The organism is Luteimicrobium subarcticum (genome assembly GCF_002798015.1).
Lineage (GTDB): Bacteria > Actinomycetota > Actinomycetes > Actinomycetales > Cellulomonadaceae > Luteimicrobium > Luteimicrobium subarcticum.
Map to the genome: position 1 here is coordinate 387526 of NZ_PGTZ01000008.1, position 21786 is coordinate 409311.

Below are 21786 nucleotides of genomic sequence, written 5' to 3' on the forward strand. Positions count from 1 at the left end.
GAGGTGACGAGACACGCCGCGGCGAGCTACGACCGGGCGACACAGTCCTTGCAGGCTGCTTTGGCGGTCAGGCCCTCGATCATCGTCGGGTCGTCGGTGACGACGGTGCTCCCGTTGCACAGGTCGCGCCACGCGCCAGGACGCAGAACGCGCCCCCACCGGGACCTGTCCGCGTCGCCCTTGTGTGGGCACCCGGGCAGGTGCCCGACGCGGGCCGGAGACACCTCGACGACGGCGTTCACCGGCGCGGCTGGCCTGGCTGCAGCGATGGCGTCGGCGAGCTCGTGCCACGCCACCGGAACGCCCCCGAGTCGCACGACGGTGGTGAGCTGCATGCTGGACTGTCCGGTCGCGGCGACGTCGTCGCCGCGGAGGACGTAGAACTGCCACGCGCTGATGTCGAGGCCGTCGTAAGGATCTGCTGACGTTGTGGTGTGCACCGCGAACACGTAGACGTCGGCGACGAAGCCAGCTTCCATCGTGGCGGTATCTGCATGCCAGGACTGCTTTCCGGGACGGCCGGGCAGACCACCGAAGCGGATCGACGGCTCGGAGCGGCGCTCCCAGGCCTGGCTGTAGCCGCTCGCCTTGACCTCGATCGTCGTGCCGTCCGGGGCTGCGACGTCGTAGGCGTCCCATTCGATCCGAGGTCCTGTGGCGCGGACGGCTCGGGCGACGAGGTACTCGGCGAGCACGCCACGCGTGGCGTTGGACTGCAGGTCGGACATGGCGTACGACCAGAAGTCACGGACCGGCATCCCGATCGGATCGAAGGTCTCGTCGCCAGTCAGCACTGGCCGCGAACTTGTGGGCACGACGGCAATGTACTGCGATCGCTCGCCCGGTTCGGGGTGCGCCCTGGATTCACATTGCCGATCGGCGACGGTCGCCGTGAGACACGCGGGCGGTGTCCGCTCTGCCGTGGTTTCCTGCGTTCCGAGTGGTCCTTGTCTTCCTATGGCTGTGGGGAATTTCGAGCGATGAAGAGCAGCGGCACGGTCGTCGAGATCGCGCGGGAGAGGTGGAAGGTCGAGCTGACGACGGCCCTGGAGCCTCGTTTCCTCACCGACGGGTGGTCCTACGAGTCGACGGTCACGCACAGGTGCCCGCGGTGTCGGGGCGGGCTGCACGCGCTGCGGAAGCCGTACACGATGCATGGCCGCACGCAGAAGTACGTGGCGGTCGTGTGCCCGACGTGCGCTGCGGCGTTCACGCTGAAGCAGCTCGGCCTGTCGTCGTTCGCGCAGCTCCTTGGCGAGCCGTCCGGCACCCCGGCCGCGCCTCCGCGTCCGAGCCCGGTGCCGGACCCGCGTCGTGCACCCCGGGTCGACGCGGGTGGGCATGAAGTCGTGCGGTATTGGCGCGCGGTTGAGCTCTTCGGCTCGGCTCCCGCGTTGCCGGACCGGCCGGTGGAGCGCCCGAGCGATGTCGAGCGGCAGTACGAGGTGGCCGGGCTGTCCGCTGCACCGTGGGAGCCGGGCCACCGGCTGCGTCGAACCGGGTGGCACCGCGCGACGCACGAGTGGCGGCACGTCGTGTTCGGCGGCACCTACCAGGTCGACCGCGTCCACGCCACGCTGGGACGAGTGTTCGAGGACGACGGATACGACGTCGACGAGCGCACCCCCCGTGGCCGGAGCGCACTATTCGTCGTGTCGGTGGCCCCCGACGGGCGGCTGCTCCCGAACACCCTCGTCCTGTCGTCCGCGGCGTGGTCTCTGGGGCGCGCGCTCTCCCCAGGACCCACGTCACCCACCTGGCTCGACGGCTTCGATGGCGCCCAAGAGATGCTGAGAGACGCGCTCACGCAGCGTCTGGTGGCGGCCGAGGAAGCCGCCGCACTGCTTGCTTCGATCAGCCGGGGGCTCGCGGGGACCCGGGCGGTCGCGGTCGACGTGGTCGTGCGCTTCGTGGAGCACGTCGCGAAGGTCCTCGGGATCGCGGATGCCCTCCTTCCCGTGGGGATGCACGTGCGATCCCGGCTCGTGCGCACCGGACAAGATCCGGAGACCGCGCAACCCGAGCTGCTCAACAGCTTCTACGCTGACGACCTCGGAAGGATCTCGGCTGCCCTCGCGACAGGGAGGGTCGGTTCGGCGCTGGTGCGCTACCTGTCTCCGGTGCGCACGGACGAACGTCGGGACGTTCGTGCGCCGGAGCACCTGGACGCCGTCCTGGATCTGCTCAGTCCCGCACGCGTTCCACGCGGGCGCTGGCCCGAGGACCCGCAGCATCCGCTGACTACCTCACAGCAGCTGGCGATCAACCACGTCATGCGCGACCTGGCGACCGAGGACGGCGTGTTCGGTGTCAACGGGCCTCCAGGCACCGGCAAGACGACGATGCTCCGGGACCTGGTGGCGGCGGTCGTCACGGAGCGCGCGAGCGCTCTCGCCGAGCTCCCCACCCCGACGGCGGGGTTCGAGACGTCCACGACGGGTTGGCGGACCAGCACGCGGGCCGTGAAGTTCGCGGCGCTCGCACCGCGGCTGACTGGGTTCGAGATGCTTGTCGCGTCGCAGAACAACGGTGCTGTGGAGAACGTGACGCGCGAGCTGCCGGCGACGTCAGCGCGTCACGCGCGATGGGCGAACTTCGACTACTTCGGTCGTGAGGCGACCCGTGTGCTGGGTGAGCCGGCGTGGGGCCTCGTCGCGGCGACGCTCGGAAGGAAGTCCAAGCGCGACGAGGTCGTCAAACGGCTCTGGTTCGACGCGGACGACCCGCACGCCGAGCTCGACGGTGACGCCAGGTCGGCACGGTGGCTCGCGACCGCGCAGCGGTCTGCCGCACCTGGGCTGTGGCGCACGGCAGTCGAGGCATTCCGCGCCGCAGTCGGACGTGAGGAGTGGATCCGGGCCGAGCGACAAGAGGTCTGGGAGGCGGTGCGCGGCCTGCCGGAGGCTGAGCGGGCACTCCGTGAGGCCGGGCAGGAGGCTGATCGCGCCGACGAGAACGCACGCCTGTGCCGCGCGCGTCTCTCGACCGCACAGGCCGCGTTGGCGGAGGCGGGCCCCGCCGCCGACGTCGCACGCAGGCGACGCAGCGAGCACCGCGCAGTCAAGCCCTCCGTCCTCGAGATCCTCCTCACGCTCGGGCGGACGCTGCGACGCTGGGACTCGGAGGACGTGGACCTCGCTGCGCGAGAACAGAGCGCGGAGCGGTGTGAGCAGAAGTGCGCGAGCGATCTGAGTGATGCTCGCGACGACCTTGTCCGCGCCGACGAGCGTCGTGAGCGTGCGCAGGTCACCGGTCGACGCGCCCATGCGGAGGTGGCGCGGATGCGTGCCATCGTCCAGGGGTTCCATGAGTCGTCGGACGTGCAGATTCCTGATGGTGACTGGCAGCGGACGACGCGCGGACGTGAGCTGGTAGCTCCCTGGCTCGACGAACGCTGGAACGTGGCGCGCACCGACGTGTTCCTCGCCGCCTTGGACCTCCATCGGGCGTTCATCGCGGCCGGCGGTCCGAAAGTTCGCGCGCTCCTGGGTGCGGCCATGGACGCCGTCAAGGGAACGATTCCGCACGACGCACCGGCCGAGGCGCTCGCCGCGGCCTGGCAGGGACTCTTCCTCCTGATCCCCGTCGTGTCCACGACGTTCGCCTCCGTCGGACGCATGCTCAGGGACGTCGGCCCGGGGACCTTCGGATGGTTGCTCGTCGACGAGGCCGGGCAGGCCACCCCGCAACAGGCGGTCGGTGCGATGTGGCGGAGCCGCCGCGTCGTCGCGGTCGGCGACCCCCTGCAGCTCGAGCCAGTCGTCACCGTGCTCCACAGCACCGACGCCCGACTCCGCACCAGCCTGGGCGTTGACGACGCTTGGGCGGCGGACCGTGAGTCCGTGCAGACACTCGCAGACCGCGTCACGACGCTGGGCACGACGCTGCGCGGACCGGACGACGCCCCGCTGTGGGTGGGTTCTCCGCTGCGGGTGCACCGCCGTTGCGACAATCCCATGTTCACGGTGGTGAACGAGGCGGTGTACGGCGGGCTCATGATCCACGGCGACCCCGGGGCTGGTGAACGGTACGACGTGGCGCATCACGGGATCCTTCCGAGCGCGTGGTGCGATGTCCGGTCCGAGGAGTCCGACGGTCACTGGATCCCCGCGGAGGGCCGGGCGCTCGCCGCGCTCCTGCGACGGCTGCGTGCCGACGGTGTGCCGCCGGAGCAGATCATGGTCATCGGCCCGTTCCGCCAGGTTGCCGCAGGGATCCACGGCGTGGTGCGCAGCGTGTTCGGTGCCGACGACGCGCGACGGCTCGTGCACGGGACGGTCCACGTCTCGCAGGGCAAGCAGGCGGACGTCGTCATCGTGGTGCTCGGTGGCAACCCCGCGCGTCCTGGCGCTCGGGCCTGGGCGGCGGAACGTCCGAATCTCATGAACGTCGCGGTGTCGCGAGCCAAGCACCGGATCTTCGTCATCGGTGACCGTCAGGGGTGGCAGAAGCTGCCGCACTTCTCGCAGCTGGCACGTGAGCTCCCGGTGCACTCTGGGGCGTGAATTAGCGTCCCGCAAGGTCGACACGGCCCGCGAGGTACGGTCGGGCGGTCGGCTCCGGGACCTATCGGGTGAAATCATCGAGGCCCCGAGCGTGCGCCGGGCGCGCAGATGCGCCGATATTGGTAGGCGTTGCAACATATCCGTCGAAGGTGGCGCACGCCCGTAAGTCGCACCCTCGTTCACGGTCGTTCGAGCGCGTGTTTCCCGGTTGTACGGTGTGGCCTGTGACCGAGCTCCAGGCCGTTCCCGTGGCAGATCAAGCAGGCGACGAGGTTGTCGCCGTGGACCCGGCCCGAGCTGTCGTCGCCCGCCTCTCGGCGAGCGTCACGGAACACTGGTCCTGGGCCGCGTCCTGTGCTCGGGTCCCGCAGATCCGCGACTTGTTCGTCGAGCTGTCAGCCTCGGTGGCGCAGGTGCGTTTGACGATCACGCTCCAGGACGGTGAGGAGCGGTTCGGTGGGCTGAGCCGGGAGCTGGGGGCGCTCGCCGAAGGCGCGACGCCACCCGTGTCGTGCGCGGTCCCGCTGTCTGCGCAGGCAATGGCGCAGGTCGACGAACGCCGTGAGGCGGTGTGCGTCATTTCCGTGGAGGACGTCGAGTCCGTGAGCTGGCTCGGCTGGAGCGACCCGTGTACCTCGCTCCTCGAGACATATGGTTCTGGCTCGGTGACCCGAGCCGGGCTGCCCTCTACGCGCGCTACGAGGCCGACGTGCAGGAGCTGAAGGCGCTGTGCGAGGGCGGTGCTGTCGCCGACGCGGAGGTGGACCGCCGGTTCGTGGAGGCAGTGCGGCGCCGGAACGATTTCGCATCGCGGTCGGGCGAGCTGGCGAGGTCGTTGCTCGCCTCGTTCGTCCGGCCGAATCACCCCGAGGTCGCAGTCGTCGCCCGGGAGTCCGCTGAGCGGCTGGGCAAGGCGACCGGGTCTCAAGAGTTCGCGGCATTCCAGGCGGCTACCTCGGGCGAGGCGACGCAAGCTGTCGAGGCGTCGATCACCGCGATCTACGACGCGCTGCAATTGCGGCAGATCGCCTATTCGGTTCCCCCGCCTGGCTGGGACTACGCCCGCGAGGGGCAGCGGATCCGCGATCACGGAGTGGTCGCCCGCGCGGGACTCGGAACGTGCATGGACACGACCGTGCTGATGGCTGCCGTCGTCGAGCACGTGGGGCTGCATCCCGTGCTCGTGCTCGTCCCGGGCCACATCTTCGTCGGGTACTGGCGGCATGACCCGTCCCGGGGCCGGGGCGAGCGACCGGACTGGTACCCGGGTACGCCCGTGATCGACGGCAGCCGGGCCGTCCAGCTCGTAGACGGCGGGTGGCTCGGCCTGATAGAGACCACCACCTTCACCGCCGGCAGCGGCGTCGCCGCCCGAGAGGCGCGGGTCATCGCTCGGCAGGCTCTCACCGAGCACGCGAACGACGTCCAAACTGCCGTGATCGACGTCGCAGCCGCTCGCCGTTTCGGCGTCTCTCCGTTGCCCACGGTGCAGCAGCGCGCAGACGGTGTCACGGAGGTCGTCGAGTACCGGGCGGGAGGTGCGCGCGAGCGTGAGGCGGTCGCCACCGTCGCGCCCGCCATGGACACGGGGACGTTCGCGCGCATCGTCGACGACCAGCCGGCGCGCTACCGGACGTGGAAGTCGTCGCTGTTCAGCCTGAACGCGACGAACGCTCTCCTGAACCTCGGGAAGGGCCCGGGCGTGCAACCGCTCGTGCTGCCGCCCGAGGGCCTGGGCGTCCTCGAGGACCGGCTCAACGAGGACGTGGAGTTCGCGCTGCGGAGCGGCTTCGACCTGCCGGAGGTCTACAGGGCGCGCGAGGTCTACAACGCGGCTCAGCTCGAGGAGTGCGAGGTCCTCGACCACCTGTCGCAGCGGGCGCTCTTCGTACAGCGGTTCGCCTCGACCCGTGCTGAACCTGAACCGGTCGCGGTGAGCCGGACGAAGTTCACCGCCGAGATCCGGTCGATGATCCGGCGCGCCAAGGAGGCGCAGGACGAGCGCGGCATGAACCCGCTCTTCCTCTGCATCGGCACGCTGCGGTGGCCGTACAAGCCCGGGGCGTCGGCGGCGGCGCCGCTCATCCTCGTCCCCGTGAAGATCACGGCACGACGCGGGCACGCGGCTTTCACGCTCGCGCTCGACACGGCCGGCCAGACCACGCCGAACATGGCGTTGCTCGAGTGGCTGCGTCGCGAGCATGGGCTCGCGATCCCGGAGCTGGCGGAGCTCGCTACCGACCGGGGCGGCATCGATGTCGACGGGACGCTCGCGGCGGTCGAGCGAGCCGTCGCACAGCGCGGCCTCGACCTGGGGATCGTCCGCGAGGCGCACCTTGCGCTGCTCGACCTGTCGTCGTTCCGCATGTGGCAGGACCTCAACCGTCACGCCGGCACCTTCCTCGAGCGTCCATTGGTGAGCCACCTCGTGCACACGCCGACCGAGGAGTTCGTGGACGCCGCCGCACAGGGTGCGGAGCGGGTCAGCACGGAGGAGCTCGAGGCCCTCGAGACTCCGATCCCCGCGGACGCTACCCAGAAGACTGCCGTCCTGTGGGCGCGAGAGGGGCGGTCGTTCGTCCTTCAGGGACCTCCGGGGACGGGCAAGTCGCAGACCATCACGAACATGCTGGCCGCGTGCGTGTCCGCGGGGAAGCGGGTGTTGTTCGTCGCGGAGAAGCAGACCGCCCTCTCCGTCGTGCAGCGCAGGCTCGACGCGATCGGCCTCGCGCCGTTCACGTTGAACCTGCACCACGAGGGGTCCAACGCTGCCGAGGTCCGCGCTCAGCTCAAGCGCGCGCTCACCGTGCGTGTCTCGCCTGACGGGGTCGCGCTGGAGAACGCGCTGCGACGCCTGCGCAACTCGCGCTTCGAGCTCGGTCGGTACCCGGAGCACCTGCACCGGACGAACGCGGCAGGGCTCTCGGCGTACTCGGCCCACGACGAGCTGCTCGTCCTGGGGGACGGGCCCCGTGTGGAGATCCCGGCTCCGGTGGTCGCGCACGGATCGGAGCGGATCTCGACGTTGCGTGACGTCTTCGCGAGCGTGCAGCCGCTCGCGTCGGCCGCTGCGCTGCGCCCCGATCACCCCTGGAGACTGATCGGCGCACCGCCCGCGGAGCCGTGGTCGTTCGACGCCGCGGCGTCGGTCGTCGGGGGAGTGCTCGACGGGTCGGCGTGGGCTCGCGGCGTCGCCGGCCCGCTCCGTGACGCGCTCGGCGCCGTCGAGCGCCCGGAAGGGTTGAGGGCGTTCGTCGCCGCATCGGACCCCGCGCTGCCGGACGGCGAGGTTCTCGCGCGCGTCCTCGCCCCGGGCTGGCACGGGAACGTGACCAGCGAGCTCACCGACGCCGAGAACGCGGTGAGCGCGTGGTCGGACCGACTGGCCGGCTTCCGTCCTGAGGTGCTCCAGCTGGACCTCGGCGGGCTCGCGGCCGCGTTCGAGGCTGCGACGCGGTCGGGGATGCTGGGACGCGGCAAGCGGCAGGCCGCCGCCCTCGAGCCGCTCCAGCCGTTCGTCCTCGACGGGACACCGGTGGCTGTCGTGTCCGCCGGCTCGGTGCTGTCCACGCTGCTCGAGGCCCAGCGGCTCGCCGCGACGGCGCACGCCCGCTTGTCGTCCCTGCCGGGGATCCACGTCGAGGGAACGCTCAACCCGTTCGTGCCCGGCGCCTTGTCCGCCGTGCGTCGGCAGCTCGAGCGGCTCGCGGCGCTGACCGCGCCGCTGCGTGACAGCTCCGGCGACGTCGCCCGAGCGGCGGACCTCGCGCGGCAGGGACACCTGCGCGGTCACCACGACGCGCTGGCCGGGTACGCCGACGCGTGGTCCCGGATGTGGAGCGCCCTGGGCGTCACCGACGACGACTTCGACGTGTGGCGTGGCGGCGCAACGTTGAGTGTGGCCACCGCACGGCACGAGGCCGTGTGGCGTCAGCAGCTGGAGTACGAGCGTCTGCTCCCGCTCCAGCGATGGGTCGCCCTCGTCCAGCACCTGGAACCTCTCCGCGCGAACGGGCTCGCGGCGGCGCGCGACGACCTCCTCGAGGGCCGACTCCCGGCGCACGCCGCGGAGGAGGCGTTCGAACGCGGCCTCGCCGTCACGTCCAAGGTCGAACGCATCGCCGCCGAGGGCCTCGACCGCTTCGACTCGGTCGCTCACGACGAGAGGGTCCGCTCCTACGCCCAGGCGGAGGCGGAGGTGCGTCGCCAGTGGGTCACCTCCGGCCCGGCGGGCTTGCTCGACCAGCGCGGCGGGCGCGGAGCGGGCCAGCACACCGGCGGACTTGCCCGTGAGCTCGAGAAGACGCGGAACCGTCTCGGTACTCGCGCGATCCTGCGCCGCTACAGCGACGCCGTCCAAGAGATCACGCCGCTCGTCCTCGCGAGCCCGTCGTCCGCGGTCGACCTGATCGAGCCCGGCTCGATGGACTTCGACCTCGTGATCTTCGACGAGGCGTCACAGATCACCGTCCCCGAGGCCGTCGGGGCGATGGGCCGGGCGCGCGCGGTGGTCGTGGTCGGCGACAAGCACCAGATGCCGCCCACCCACCGGGTCGGCTCCCAGGCCGCCGTCGACGAGGACGTCGACGACCCGGACGCCGAGGAGATCGTCGAGGACCAAGAGTCGATCCTGAGCGAGTGCGAGCTCGCACGCGTCCCCGCACTGCAGCTCTCCTGGCACTACCGCAGCCAGGACGAGGCACTGATCTCGTTCTCCAACAACGCCTACTACCGCGGCGAGCTCAGCAGCTTCCCGACCCCGTCGCTCCTGTCCCTCGAGACGGGCGTCGAGCTGCGTCGCGTGGACGGGCGGTTCATCCGCACCAGCAGCACCGAGAAGCGTGAGCTTCGGGACGGCGTCACTGCCGGGCGGGGGACGAACCCGGAGGAGGCGCTCGCGATCGTCGACGCGATCACCGAGATCCTCCGCGACGACCCGCGCCGCACGATCGGCGTCGTCACGTTCAACGAGCAGCAGCGCCAGCTCATCGCCGACCTCCTGGAGAAGTCGAACGACGCCGGGGTCAAGGCGGCGATGGACGAGTCGGCGATGGGCCCGGCGGACGTGCTCTTCGTCAAGGCTCTCGAGCAGGTCCAGGGCGACGAGCGGGACGTCGTGCTGTTCTCGATCGCGTTCTCCAAGCAGCAGAACGGCAAGATCCCCCTAAACTTCGGGCCCCTGTCACGGGTGGGGGGTGAGCGCCGGCTGAACGTGGCGGTCACGCGAGCCCGGCGCAAGAACCTCGTGTTCTGCAGCTTCGAGCCGGACGAGCTCGACGCCGAGAGCGCGTCGTTCCGGGGCGTGAAGGACCTCAAGCAGTTTCTCTTCTTCGCTCGCGCCGCCGGACGGTCGGGCGAGGTTCCCGAGGTCCCGGGCCGCGCAGCCGTACGGGACCGCCACCGGGACGAGGTCGCGGCCGCGCTGCGTGGCGCCGGACTGCACGTGATGAGCGACGTCGGCCTGTCCGACTTCCGGCTCGACCTCGTGCTCTCGCGCCCCGAGTCGCCGGAGCGGGTCGTCCTGCCGGTGCTGCTCGACGGCCCGTCGTGGCAGCAGCGGCAGACCGTGTCGGACCGTGACGTCCTGCCCGTCGAGGTGCTGCGCAACCTCATGGGCTGGCCGGCCGTCGCTCGGATCTGGTGGCCGATGTGGCTGCAGAACCGGGACGAGGTCGTCCAGCACGTGCTCGCCGAGTTCGAGCGCGCCGCGGCGTCGCTGGAGGCTCTTGCGCCCCAGGGCCCCGGATCGGACCCTGTCCCGCCCGCCCAGCCGGCGGACGACTCCTCGGAAGACGACTCTCCGGAAGGCCCGCGGGTCCCCGTGGTGTCGCCTTTGCCGCCATCCGGTGCGGTGCCGGCCTGGCTCAGCCCGACGCCCGCGGTGGCGGGGTCGGCGATCGCGTCGTCGTCCACGACGGCGCCGCCGGTGACAGTGCCCGACGATGCGTCCCCCGTCGGGGCAACGGTCTTCGTCCCCGCCGCGTCGACAGTGGTCGGCGACCTCGAGGTGCTCGACTCGCTTCCGCAGCGGCGTGCCGTCGCGGCTGTGCGCGAGCAGATCCTCGACATCGTCCAGAGCGAAGGACCCGTCGAGCTCGGACGACTCGTGCGGATCGTCGGACGGCGGTTCGGACTGCAGACCGTGCGAGCGAACAGGGTCGCAGCCATCCAGCAGGTCGTGCCCCGTGTTCAGGTCCGCAAGAGCCGGCACGGCGACTTCGTCTGGCCCCAGGGTGTCGATCCGGCGACCTGGACCGGGTATCGGTCCGCCGACGCGGACATGTCGCGGACGCTCGACGAGGTCGCGCCCGAGGAGATCGCCAACGCGATACGTGCGCTCGTCCGGGACGGCCGGGGGACGACCGACGAGGAGCTGCTGCGTGCGACGGCCGAGGTGTTCGGGATCGTGCGGTTGGGAGCGAACGTGCGAACCCGCCTTGAGGGCGTGTACTCCCTACACGTGCGCTAGAAGCGTTTTCCCGCGGTGTCTCGGTGAATCCGGTTCGACGCGGGGATGGGACGCCAGAGAGGTTCTCGAGGGATGCCTGAATATGCCGTCGCTGATCTGAAGCGCTTCGTCGGGTTGATCGCCCATGAGCTTGCCACCCGTGCTGAGGCAGGTGACCCTCGTGCGCTTCTCAGTGATGCGCGAGAGCAGTGTCCCGGTAGTTGGTTGGTCGCCCGAGCGGACTCGCTCGCGAGGCCGCTGGAGGATCCCGAGCCCGTTTGGGCGGTATGCGTCAACGGCGTGGTGTTGGCGGGGATTGTGGGCCCCTGGCTGTTCACTGCGGCAGGGGAGTCAATCAACCTCGGCGTCCGGCTCAAGACGGCTCACGACGCAAGGGCGCTGGTTGACCTCGTTCTCGGTATCGAGGGAGATCTCAGTGATCCGCCTGGAATGATTCATGTTCCCGACGGGGATTTCGCGATGCTCGGTGACCCGAGACAGGCGTCTGACTGGAGCAGATTCGCGTACTCCTACGACGCGTACAGGGCGTACTTTCCGACGGGCGACGCGATGAATCGCCTCATCGAAGAGGTGCGACGCGGAGCCGCCGAGGGAGCGCTTGACCTCAAGGGCTACGGAGCCGACTCGCTGCGTGCCCTGCTGTTCTACGGTCAGAGGTACGCCCACTGGGTCGATTCATGGAAGCTCTTTGATGAGTTCATTGCCTCGGAGGTCGTCGAGGAGCTGCGGGGCAGGATTCGCGGACCCTTGCCGATCACCGCCGCGTGGGATGAGCCTAGTGAACGTCGGGACGCCAGGCTGTTGGCCCATGTCGACGCGTTCGCGCGGCGGCTCGAAGGAGGTTCCGCCAGTGTCCTTGCTCGAGGGCGTCTGGCAATTGCCGTAGAGCTCGATCGCGGCGACGTTGTCAAGGAGATCACGGTCTACGTTCAATGGCTCGTCCACCTGTTGCGACAGGTGGCGGACTCACCGAGCCGCCGCGACCAACGGTGGGTGGCGTCAGTACGTCGGCATCTAGAAGCGCCTGTCGGCGACCTGTTCGCGGTGTGGTCCGTCGTGGTGAACGTCGACGTAGAAGCCAACCGGAAGTTGTTCGAGCGGGCGAAGCGCCTCGCGGCGGATCTCGGATGGGAGACCCTGCTGGCAAGCGTTCCGGATGAATGGCTTGACGGGATCCGACGCCGCTGGGCACAGGTGCGGAGCGGCGCCAACCCCGCCAGCACGCAATTTCAGATTGTGTGGACTCCGCCGTTCACGGGTCAGCTTCCCGACGCGCACGGTCGGTGGTTCTACGTCACTGGTCAGGGCTACTACTGGACGGACGACGACCATCTCGTCGGTGTCCTCGAGGTAGGTGAGTCCTCCGCCGTCAAGGATCTGAATCAGCTCAAGGTGAGCGTCGAGCACGAGGGAGGCACGGCGACGGATGCGTTTGATGCGGCTCGTCGTCGCGCAGAGTCGTCCGTCGGCCCTGTTGATGTCGTTTCCGGAGCGTTGGGGGACCTCCCAGACCTCGTCGAGCTCGCACGCGGGCAGCTCCGCGACACGCTGGAGGTCCAGCCGGCGTGGAGGTTGGCCATGGGCGACACCGGCCCCTGGACTCGCGAACTGAGGACGGCGTGGCGTGCGGCGGCCAATCCCACTTTGGACGAGCGCCTCCCGGCCCTTCCGGGTGAGCCGGGACTCGTCGATCGCGTCGCGTACTGGTCGCCGCTTCTGCACCTGCTGGTCTACGGGTTGGGTTGGCAGCGCCCGGATTTTGGGCTCGCTGCATGGCGACAGGCGGGTTTTCCGGTAGATGACCCGATCCTGAATGTCGTCAGCAGGTGGTGGGGCCACGACGGGGTGGCGGACGTGCTGTCCTGGTGCGTCGAGCGGGGAGGCGTGGCGGTGAACCTCCGCGCCATCTCCGGCACGCATCCGGATCTCGCCGACGGGCCGCCGGAGCGCCGTGTTCCGGATGACCGCGCGCTCGCGGAGCGTCGTGCTTCGTCAGCGTGGCGAGTGACGTGGTCGGGTGGCTACGACCCGCTGCACCTCGTCTCACACCTTGGCGCGCCGTTGGTGGTGACGGACTCCCAGAGGTCCATCGTGCTGGTCGATGGAACTGACGTGCCTTCCGACGAGGGCAGCGTTCTCCCGCGCCTGTTCCTGTCGACGCCGACGTATGAGGGCTGGTACGCGAACCTCTTGCGCCGCGACGGTAGTCGTGCCGCCAACGGCAGGTCTGTCCGCGCCAATGTGATCGTCGAACCGGTGGGTTGGATGGGCACCTTCCGGCGGCATGAGAAGACGGGCCTCTGGTTCCGTGGCCGCTCGGCGATTCATCTCTGGGGTCAGTAGCTTCAGCAGTGGGAGCGCTCGCCAACCGCAGACCGTGGGACTTGATTCTCGATGCGAGCTCCGTCAGCACAGGATCAACCGCCGCGCTCATCGCTCATCGGGGGACGACTGAGTCCACAGCGACCTGGATCAACGTCGACCTGTCGCTGCTACTTGAGCGCTTTGCCCCGAGTCACTCGCTCCAGTGGGTACGAGCGCACGTTTGAAGTGCCTCGTGCCGACTCGAGGCGTACCAGGACCGCACCGTGGCGCTTGGGATCGAGCCCGACGACGACGCCCTTCCAGTCGAGCCCCATCTGATCCACGACGACCACCTTGGCGCCGACGTTGGCCTCGGGAGCTCCGCCGACAGCGGCCGCGGCGGAACGCACGGGGGAACCTGCATCGGGCGGCCTGATGGTCGTGTCAGACTCGGCGGGGGCGGGAACAGTTCCGTTCGCTCGCCAACTGTCGGCAGGCAGCAGCGCGGTCACCCTCGCGAGCGTCGCGTTGGCGGTCCCTCGCTCGCTGGGCTTGAAGGCGAGGAGCGGGGCGACGACATCGCGCACTATCGGGGTGAGGACATCCAGGCGAACGCCGCGCCGCATCGCAGCCACCAGCACGTCTCGAGGTCCGTAGGGGTCGACGCCCCACAGATCGGCCAGGTCGATCCCGGCGGCGACGGCAAGAGTGATCCCCAGCTTGTAGAGATCGACCTCGGGCGCAAAGTCGCGTTCGTCCGTGACGCCGTCGAGCTGCTCGGGTGCGAAATAACCGGGGGTTCCGCTGCTGCCGCGCTGGATCCGGTACGCCTGGGTCGCGAGCCCGAAGTCAATGAGTCGCGACTTGGCCGGCTCGAGCATGACGTTGTCGGGCTTGAGGTCCAGGTGGACGAGCCCAGTGTCGTGGACAGCGCTGAGCGCAGAGAGGATGTCGTGGGCCAACTCGAGAATCTGATGGTGATCGAGCGGGCCGACCCCGGCGCGCTGTTCACCGAGTGTCCGCCCGGCGATGAGCTCGACCGCGAACCACGGAACGCTCCAGCCCGCCTGCGTCTGCTCCCGACCGATCCCGAGGAAGAGCGGAATGAAGGGGCTCTTGATACCGGCGAGGACCTCGCACTCCCTGACGAAATGCTCGACCTGGGTCTCGAGGAAGGCGGCGTATTCCGTGGCTGGTATCGCCCATTCCTGGGGATCCGGCGGCAGCATGAGCTTGACCACACTGCGACGAAGGTCGCCCCCGTTGAGCGAGATCCGCGTGAGTGAGTGGTCTACTCCCTTCCAGATCGCGCGCCAGGTGGTCCCCTGGCCGCCGCGGCCAAGCGGCTCGGTGAGATCCCAGTTCCCGACGCGGCGCGAGCGAATCACCTCCTTGAGTGACTCGCGGGCGGGGTGGGCGTCGGGCATGTCAGTTGCTCTCGGCAGGGATCTTGCTGAAGTGCACGGCGAATGACGATCCGATGACGCGGAACTCCTGGCGCCCCCGACTGAAGTCAAAGGGGTTGTCCGCGGGCTTCTGCCACATGTCGAGGCCCTTGCCGAGATCGATGCGCCAGCCCCTGTTCGTCGTGATCCTTCGGTCGTGGATCGTGTCGTCAAGGTTGACGGACAGGAGGACGCCGGACGCGTCCGACGCGTCCTTGATGGACTTCAGCATGAGCAGCTGCTGCTGCTTGAAGTCTGGCTTCGGTTCTTCGGAGGTGGTGAGACGGACGTCAATCTCGTCCGCTGCGTCCTTGGCGAGCGCGAGCATGCTCAGCAGGTCGGCAAGATTGCGACCCTGGTGAGGGAGTCGAATGTAGGGATCGACGATCTCGATCATCGTCGCGTCGCGCAGGTACGGGAGCAGGAGATTCTCGTAGGAGATTCCCTTCTGCCCGGCGCCGAGATCCCGCACGCCCTCGTGAAGACGGGGGGTCTCGACCACGGCAGGCGTGGCGAAGGCTGACGATGCGGGGGAAGGCGCTGCCGCAGAGGACACTGATTGAACGGGCGCGGGCTCACCCTCGAAATCGTCCGTCCGCCTGTCCCAGGGCTTGCGGTAGAGCTCTGGATACTGCCGCTCCTCACGCGTGACGACCGCGTGCCAGGCGCCCGAAGCGTCGCTGTACCGGAACTTCACCATCGTGTCGCGCATTGTGGCGTCGATGCGCAGGACCTGGTCCTTGACGCGCTTGCGGCCCTCGACGGCGAACTCGAGCAGCGCCTGCACCTCGGCCTGCGTGGCCTCACCTCTCGGGTGGATGAGCTTCATCAAGCCCGAGAACGTCTTGCGGATGCCGTCCTGGTCTCGCGTCGAGATCGACGAGTCGAGCGTGAAGTACTCCTTGTACTTGTCCGAGAAGTCCTCCGACCGCTTGGACCGCAGGATCTCGGCGAGATAGTCGACGACGAAGCCGTACCCGCTGGAGAACATTTCCGAACGGATTGGCGCGACCTCCCAGCCCGGGATGTAGTGGTGGATGCGGTCGAGCCAGGCGGCGTCCCGGTACGAAGGTGGCAATTCGTCGAACAGGTCGGAGTTCTTGAGCATGTGGGGCACGGTGTGCGTCGTGTTGCCAACGAATGCCATCGACGCCTCGGCCCCATAGATGCTGGTGCCGCGGGAGAACTGCTTGTTTGCCAAGTAATTCTTCATGACGTTGACGAGGTTCTGGTCGGTCTTCTTGTTCGAGGCGAACTCGTCGAAGGCGACACAGTCCCAGTACCCGACCAGGCCGATCCGGCCGTTCGAGTTGTTGACGAACAGCTTGGCGAGGGTGACCTCACCACCGGAGATCAGGATGCCGTTGGGCGAGAACTCGCTGAACGTGTGGGACTTACCGGTGCCCTTCGGTCCGAGTTCGACGAGGTTATAGTTGCGCTCGACGAAGGGGACGAGCCGGGTGAGCGCGATGAGCTTGTCGCGAGGGCTGAACTGCTCGGGGTTGAGGCCGATCGACTGCATTAGCAGGTCGATCCACTCGTCGGTCTCGAACTTCGTTCGGGCCTCGTAGTACCGGTCGTAGTCGACGCCGGCGACCTGGATCGGCTTGAGGCTATCGAGGATCCACGGGACGAAGTTTTTCTCGTCAGAGTGGAAGTACTCGATGTCGCAGATGCACCAGACGCCGCCCACAAGGAGCTTCTGGTTGCGCTTGACCGTGTCGTCGTCGATGACGACACCCTTGATTTGCAGGTTCTCGAACTCAGCCTTGTGAACGTCGGCCTTCTCGTCCAGCGCGACCGTGACCTTGTCGATGATCCGGTAGCTGCCCTTGTCGCGGATGAGCGACTTGATGAGCTCGTGCTCGTTGCGGTTGACGTAGTGGTCAGCCAGGATCCCGCGGACCGACTCGATGCCCTCGGTGATCGTGGCTTCGTCGTCGGTGGCCGCATACTGCGCAAGAAGGTACTCCAGCACGTAGGAGGGCACCACGGCATTGCCCTTGACGGCCTTGACGAGGTCCTTGCGGACGACGACGCCCGAGAAGTGCTCGTTGATCTTGCGGTCGAGTGGCGACTGGGTGGGTGGTGTGGCCGTGGCGTCGTCGGTGTCGAGAGCAAGGAGATCGACGGCGCTGAGGGCGTCTTCGAGGTTGGTCACGTCCGTATCTTCCTAGAAGTCCAGTGAGAACGAGCGGCGGATAGTGAACTGGGCACGCCCGCCAGGGATGACCACCCACTGGGTCGTGTTGGGGATGAGCTCCTCTAGCCGCAACTCGACCTGCTTGTTGTTGAAGCTGTCGGACTCCGGGCTGAGCTTGAGCTTGGCCTGCTGGAACCTCTCGCGCGCCTCGGCAGAGTCGGAGTTGAACACGAGTGTGACGTGATCGGAGATGAGCGTCTCGTCGTAGAACACACCAGCGCGCACCTCGCGTGGCTGTACCTTGTCGCTCACTGCGTCGGCCTGGAAGAGATCGACGACGAGGTTCGCGCCCGTGATGGTCGGGGTCTTGGGTCGGATCTGGATCTCGACCTTGCGCACGTCGTCGGTGCGACCGCTTTTGGTCACCGTCACGACAGGGACGACGACTTCCTGAAGTGTCGTTCCGCCGTGCACGAAGCGGTCGGCGGCGCCCTGGAGCCGGAGTCGGTAGACAGATTTCGGGATGTGTACCTGCCAGGAGCCGGCCAGTCCGAGCTGTTCCGGGGAGTAGGTGACGAACGCATCCGACTCGGCGAAGTCTCTTCCCAAGAGGAACCGCCGGTCACGGAACTCGGTCTCGCCGCTCGGCGGTTCGGGGAGGAAGTCCGAGTCCTCGACCGTCTTTTCCTGGAAGAGGAAGCCGTGGTCGGCGGTGACGAAGATGCGTCCGGCGTCCGCTGAGTTGAGCCGCTTGACCAGGGTGACGAGGTCATCGATCGCGTCGGCGGCTGCCTTGGGCGTGCCGGACTCGGAGCCGAGCTTGTGGCTCCGCCCGTCGATGACGTCGTGGTACACGTACACGACCGAGTAGTCCTTGAGCCACGAACGGAGCTCGTGCACGGTCTTGGTGGCGATGTCGTCGGAGACCACGGCGGTCCCACCGGCAGCAGCGGCAAGGATCTTTGCCCGGCTGGCGGTGCCATTCGCGGGCTGGCCGTCAACGAGTACTGCGCTCTTCTTGGGGACCTCGGCGAACGCGAGCGTCGAGTGCGGGAGCAGAGCCGCCATCCCAAGCTGGGTATAGCTAGGCACGACGCCGAGCATCGCGTCGGTGCTCGCGCCGAGCTTGTTCTCCTGCCGGATGCGAGAGGCGAGCTCGTCTGCTACCTCGTACCGCAGTGCGTCGGAGATCACGACGACGGCTCGCTTACTCTGTGCGACGAGCGGCGCGATGTGCGACGCGTAGAACGCCTGTTGCGAACGGAACGTCGCGGACTTCCACGCGGTCGCGGCGTCGACCTGCTTCTGCCACTCTGTCGCCAGCGGTATGACGAACTTGTTCGTGTAGAAGCCCTCGATCTTCGTCAGGAGGGGGTCGAGTGGTGCCGGGCTGTTCGTCCTCCGCGCGGCATAGAGGAACTGCCGGTAGAGCTGGTCGATCTTGAACCAACCACCGGTGTACTTCGCGAGGCCGTCATCGAACGACGATGTGGCTACGGACATGTGCTCGATGCGGTCGAGGAGCTCGGCCGCCGTGCGGATCGCCGTGTAGAGGGGGCGGAGGCGCTCGCAGGCCTCGTCGAGCTGGTACCAGAACGTGCCCTGCCGAGCGCGCTCGGCCTCGGTGACGTCACGCAAGGACAACGTCTGCTCGCTGACACCGCGTGCGAGGTCGGTGATGATCTTTCGGTCGATCACCTCGAACGTGTCGCTGTCGAGCAGCTCGTGGAAGTCGACGGACTGGTACGAGGCACTGACCTGGAGGTCGTTCTCGACACGACGCGCGAGCGTGGCCATCGCCTCGCGGCTGCGGTACTCGTTGCGCCACGAGGCAAAGTCGAGCTCGAGGTTCCGGTTCGCCGCCACGAACCCCTCGCGCGCGTTCTGGAAAACCCAGATGACGAAGTCGTCGATGCTCGGGTCGGATGAGTCGTAGCCGTAGATCTCTGCTGAACCCCGCCAGTGGAAGTCAGCGAGACCCTGGTCGACGAGCGAATCGAAGCCGGTGGTTGAGCCTTGGGCGTTCTCGATGATGAGCGCTCGCGTCAGCTCGCGCATGGCGTGCTCGCCTGTCTTGAGGAGGACGGCGGACATTTTTGCGCGCAGTTTCGTCCGGTCGTCGTCAGGGTCGAGGAGCTTCTTGAGCCTCTGGGAACGGTCGACGCTGTTGAAGAACTTTTCGTGCTCGGCGACGACTGGCATGAGGTTCTCGGGCACGCCGAGGTCCTGCGAGACCAGTGCGGCACGGTCTGCGGTGAAGACGCCATAGGCGAGCTCGAGGTCGAGCAGCCAGTTGCCGACGCCGTCGGGGATCTCGCCGGTGCGGTAGACGATGAATGCCTGGTCCGGTTCCTCCGTGAGGAGTCGGTGCTTCACTGCGTACTCGTCGCCGTCGACCCGGATGACCTTGACGTCGCCCACGCCCGCGGCGAGCGCGTCGAGGTTGCTCGCGTACTCACCGTTCAGGTCGTGCCAGAACGCGACGTGCCGGCTGCCCGCCCGCTTGCCCGACTTGAACCGCTCAACGAGAGCCGATTGGAGGGCTCCGAGGTCGCTCACTCCGCGTCACCAACCTTGAGGGGCTGGCTAGGCCAGGTCCAGGTCTCAACCTCTCGGCGCTTCGCCTCCAGGCCGATGTCCTGAAGTGCGGCCCCGAGGTGCAGGTAGTTGACGAGAACGCCGTCATCGAGGTTGAGGGCGACCTGCTGCTGCGCGAGCGGGTAGAGCGTGTCGCGCTCGTAGTCGCGCAGCTCGACGAGCATCTTCCGGAGCCGGTCGGCCTCCTTGAGCGCGGCAGCGGCCTCCGTCGGGGTCACCCCTGCGAGGCCGGCACCGACCCGCTCTTGCCGCTCGAGGTTGGCCTCGAGCTTGCTCTCGAACGAGTGGAGGTACTCGTTGAGCACGATCGAGACCGTCGACGGCGTGTAGCGGTGCAGGTAGACGAGCGCCTTGAAGGCTCCCTTGGGGCTGGAGAACATCCAGTAGATCGGGCGCTTCTTGTAGCGCTGGACGTGGTCGTCGTAGAACTTCGACGAAGCCCCACGCCCGGCAGTCTTGATGAAGTACTCGCGGAGGTCCTTCACCCCGAGCGACTTGTTGACGAAGGCCAGGTTTACCTCGAAGTTGGCGTCACTAAACACGTTGCGAAGGAACTGACGGAACCTGGTGACGATGTCGTCCTCGAACCAGTCGCCGTCGACGATCGGGATGACGTTGTCCTGGTCCGGCATGAACGTCGGATTCGGGACCTTCGCGAGGTAGTCCGCGAGGGTCGCGCCCTGGTCGGCCATGATGAGCCCCGGCTCGTCGAGGCTGTAGCGGCCGAACATGCAGCCGACCGCGTACGAGATGAGGTCGACGATGGCCGACTCGGTGAAGAGGGCGTCGCGCTCCTCGGGCGTCTTGTTCGGCCACCGGAAGGCAGAATTGTTCGTCAGCGACACGCGCTCCAGCGGCACGTGTGAGGGAACCTCGTCTTCGAGCCCGTAGAGTTTCGCGACGGCCTCGTTGTTCTCGATCTCCAGCTGCTGCTGAGCGAGGGAGCGTGCCTTCCACTCGTCCAGGTGCTGAGCGACGATCTGTTCAAGGGTCTTCAACGAGGTGCCTCACGAGAGCTTGCCGGACGCCGGTGGTGCATCTCCGGTCCTCACAGGCGGTCGAAGGGTAGCCATGGGGGTAGCCGAAGTGCGTTTGCCCAGGCTACCCGCCTAGCCCGAGCATTTCTGCAGACGCCGCCAGCGCCGCTCGGGTTCTCGTTCGGTCAGTGTGCAGGTACGACTGTGTACTGAGCACCGTCGAGTGCCCGAGGATGGCCTTGATAGTAGTCTCGTCGATCCCGTTCGCGAGGAGCAGGGTGGCCGCGGTGTGGCGGGCTTCGTAGAGCAACGGGTGCCGCGTCCGGCCGTCTGGGAGCGTCACGGTGACGCCGGCCTCTTCAACGATGTCGTACCACTGCCTGCGGTCGAGTTCCGCCGGGCGTGGCGTGCCGTCGTCCTGGGGCCAGACCAACCCCGAAGACGACGACGGGGCTTGTTCAGCCCACGATCCGAGCGCGTCGACAAGCCAGGGAACGAGAGGGATGACCCGGCTGCCCGCCCGCGTCTTCGGCCGTACGAGGTGGTACGCACCATGCAGGTGACGACACTCGAATCCGCGCGGGACGCGGAACCCGCTCTCAGGGTTCCGGAACTCGACGTACGGGAGCGCCTTGAGCTGCCAGGCCAGCGTCATCGTCTCGGCGTCGAGGTCGACCATGCCCCAGGTCAGCCCAAGAGCCTCGGCGGGGCGCAGGCCCTCCACGAGGGCCGCGACCCAGCGTGACACGTCGGGCCTTCCGGCTGCCACGGTGAGGATCTTTGTTGCGTCCTCGACGCTCAGCGACTGCCTCGGTGAGCAACCAGCCCCCGGGCTTCCCGCCTCTCGCGTGCGTTGGGAGACCTGGTACCCCTCGGCGACCGCGTCCGTGAGGAGCTTGCCGAGCACCGCATGCGTGCGCTGCATGGTGGCCAGTGCCAGCCCCGCATCCTCCTGGGTCGCGGCGACCTTGCGAACGTCGGATGGCGTCAGCGCATCGAGCCTCAGGTGCCCGATCGTCGGCACGATCCACCGTCGAACTGCTGACCGGTCCGCGACGAACGTGCCGGGCCGAACGACGCTCTGCCGAAACGCGAGCCATTGATCGGCCCACCGCTTAACCGTGACGCTGCCGAACGATGCCGCGGGGCCTTCTGTTGCGATTCGTAGTTGGGCGTCCGTGAGCCTGGCGCGGACCTCCACCTCGGTCCGCGCCTTGAGCGTGAGCCGGCGTCGGGTACCGCGTGAGGTCCACCCGGCCTCGATCGCAGCAACCCATTGCTCCCGAGAGTTCTGGTAGATGGATCCGGTTCCCTTGCTGCGCTGCTTCGACTTTGGCATTGCTCC

General features: G+C 68.0%; 10 protein-coding genes. 4 read left to right on the plus strand and 6 right to left on the minus strand.

Going from position 1 to position 21786, the window contains the following annotated elements; genetic code table 11:
- Positions 1-26: 26 nt before the first annotated feature.
- Complete coding sequence (locus CLV34_RS16385) at positions 27-440, minus strand: hypothetical protein (protein WP_157803800.1); 414 nt, start codon at positions 438-440, stop codon at positions 27-29.
- On the opposite strand from CLV34_RS16385, the gene CLV34_RS10600 reads away from it, so the two are divergent.
- The 4 genes from CLV34_RS10600 to CLV34_RS10615 all read left to right on the plus strand — a co-directional run bounded on the left by CLV34_RS10600 (position 435) and on the right by CLV34_RS10615 (position 13317).
- The gene (locus tag CLV34_RS10600; RefSeq protein ID WP_157803801.1) at positions 435-4505 is read left to right on the plus strand and encodes a DEAD/DEAH box helicase; all 4071 of its coding nucleotides are present in this window, start codon (positions 435-437) and stop codon (positions 4503-4505) included. The genes CLV34_RS16385 and CLV34_RS10600 overlap by 6 nt on opposite strands.
- Before the next feature lie 224 nt (positions 4506-4729).
- Complete coding sequence (locus CLV34_RS10605; protein ID WP_100350240.1) at positions 4730-5227, plus strand: hypothetical protein; 498 nt, start codon at positions 4730-4732, stop codon at positions 5225-5227.
- Positions 5215-10974: an AAA domain-containing protein gene (locus CLV34_RS10610; protein WP_100350241.1), complete on the plus strand. Its 5760-nt coding sequence runs from the start codon at positions 5215-5217 to the stop codon at positions 10972-10974. The genes CLV34_RS10605 and CLV34_RS10610 overlap by 13 nt, the downstream gene beginning before the upstream one ends.
- Before the next feature lie 72 nt (positions 10975-11046).
- Positions 11047-13317, plus strand: a complete 2271-nt coding sequence (locus CLV34_RS10615) for a hypothetical protein (RefSeq protein WP_157803802.1) — start codon at positions 11047-11049, stop codon at positions 13315-13317.
- A gap of 149 nt (positions 13318-13466) precedes the next feature.
- Here the strand turns inward: CLV34_RS10615 and CLV34_RS10620 are convergent, their stop codons facing one another.
- From CLV34_RS10620 to CLV34_RS10640, 5 genes are all read right to left on the minus strand, one after another.
- Positions 13467-14705 carry a serine/threonine-protein kinase gene (locus CLV34_RS10620; RefSeq protein WP_100350243.1) on the minus strand — a complete coding sequence of 413 codons (1239 nt, stop codon included), beginning with the start codon at positions 14703-14705 and terminating at the stop codon, positions 13467-13469.
- A gap of 1 nt (position 14706) precedes the next feature.
- Complete coding sequence (gene brxL, locus CLV34_RS10625; RefSeq protein WP_100350244.1) at positions 14707-16884, minus strand: BREX system Lon protease-like protein BrxL; 2178 nt, start codon at positions 16882-16884, stop codon at positions 14707-14709.
- 12 nt (positions 16885-16896) lie between these two features.
- Positions 16897-19425, minus strand: a complete 2529-nt coding sequence (pglZ, locus tag CLV34_RS10630) for a BREX-1 system phosphatase PglZ type A (RefSeq protein ID WP_100350245.1) — start codon at positions 19423-19425, stop codon at positions 16897-16899.
- Positions 19422-20462: a BREX-1 system adenine-specific DNA-methyltransferase PglX gene (locus CLV34_RS10635; RefSeq protein ID WP_245859172.1), complete on the minus strand. Its 1041-nt coding sequence runs from the start codon at positions 20460-20462 to the stop codon at positions 19422-19424. The genes pglZ and CLV34_RS10635 overlap by 4 nt, the downstream gene beginning before the upstream one ends.
- A 103-nt stretch (positions 20463-20565) precedes the next feature.
- Positions 20566-21780, minus strand: coding sequence for a tyrosine-type recombinase/integrase (locus CLV34_RS10640; RefSeq protein ID WP_170044651.1), 1215 nt, complete (start codon positions 21778-21780; stop codon positions 20566-20568).
- Positions 21781-21786: the final 6 nt, after the last annotated feature.

What these genes read in the sequence shown, in the direction of transcription:
- CLV34_RS10640 (WP_170044651.1), bottom strand. Translation starts at nt 21,780, where the DNA reads ATGCCAAAGTCGAAGCAGCGCAGCAAGGGAACCGGATCCATCTACCAG.
- CLV34_RS10620 (WP_100350243.1), bottom strand. Translation starts at nt 14,705, where the DNA reads ATGCCCGACGCCCACCCCGCCCGCGAGTCACTCAAGGAGGTGATTCGC.
- CLV34_RS10615 (WP_157803802.1), top strand. Translation starts at nt 11,047, where the DNA reads ATGCCTGAATATGCCGTCGCTGATCTGAAGCGCTTCGTCGGGTTGATC.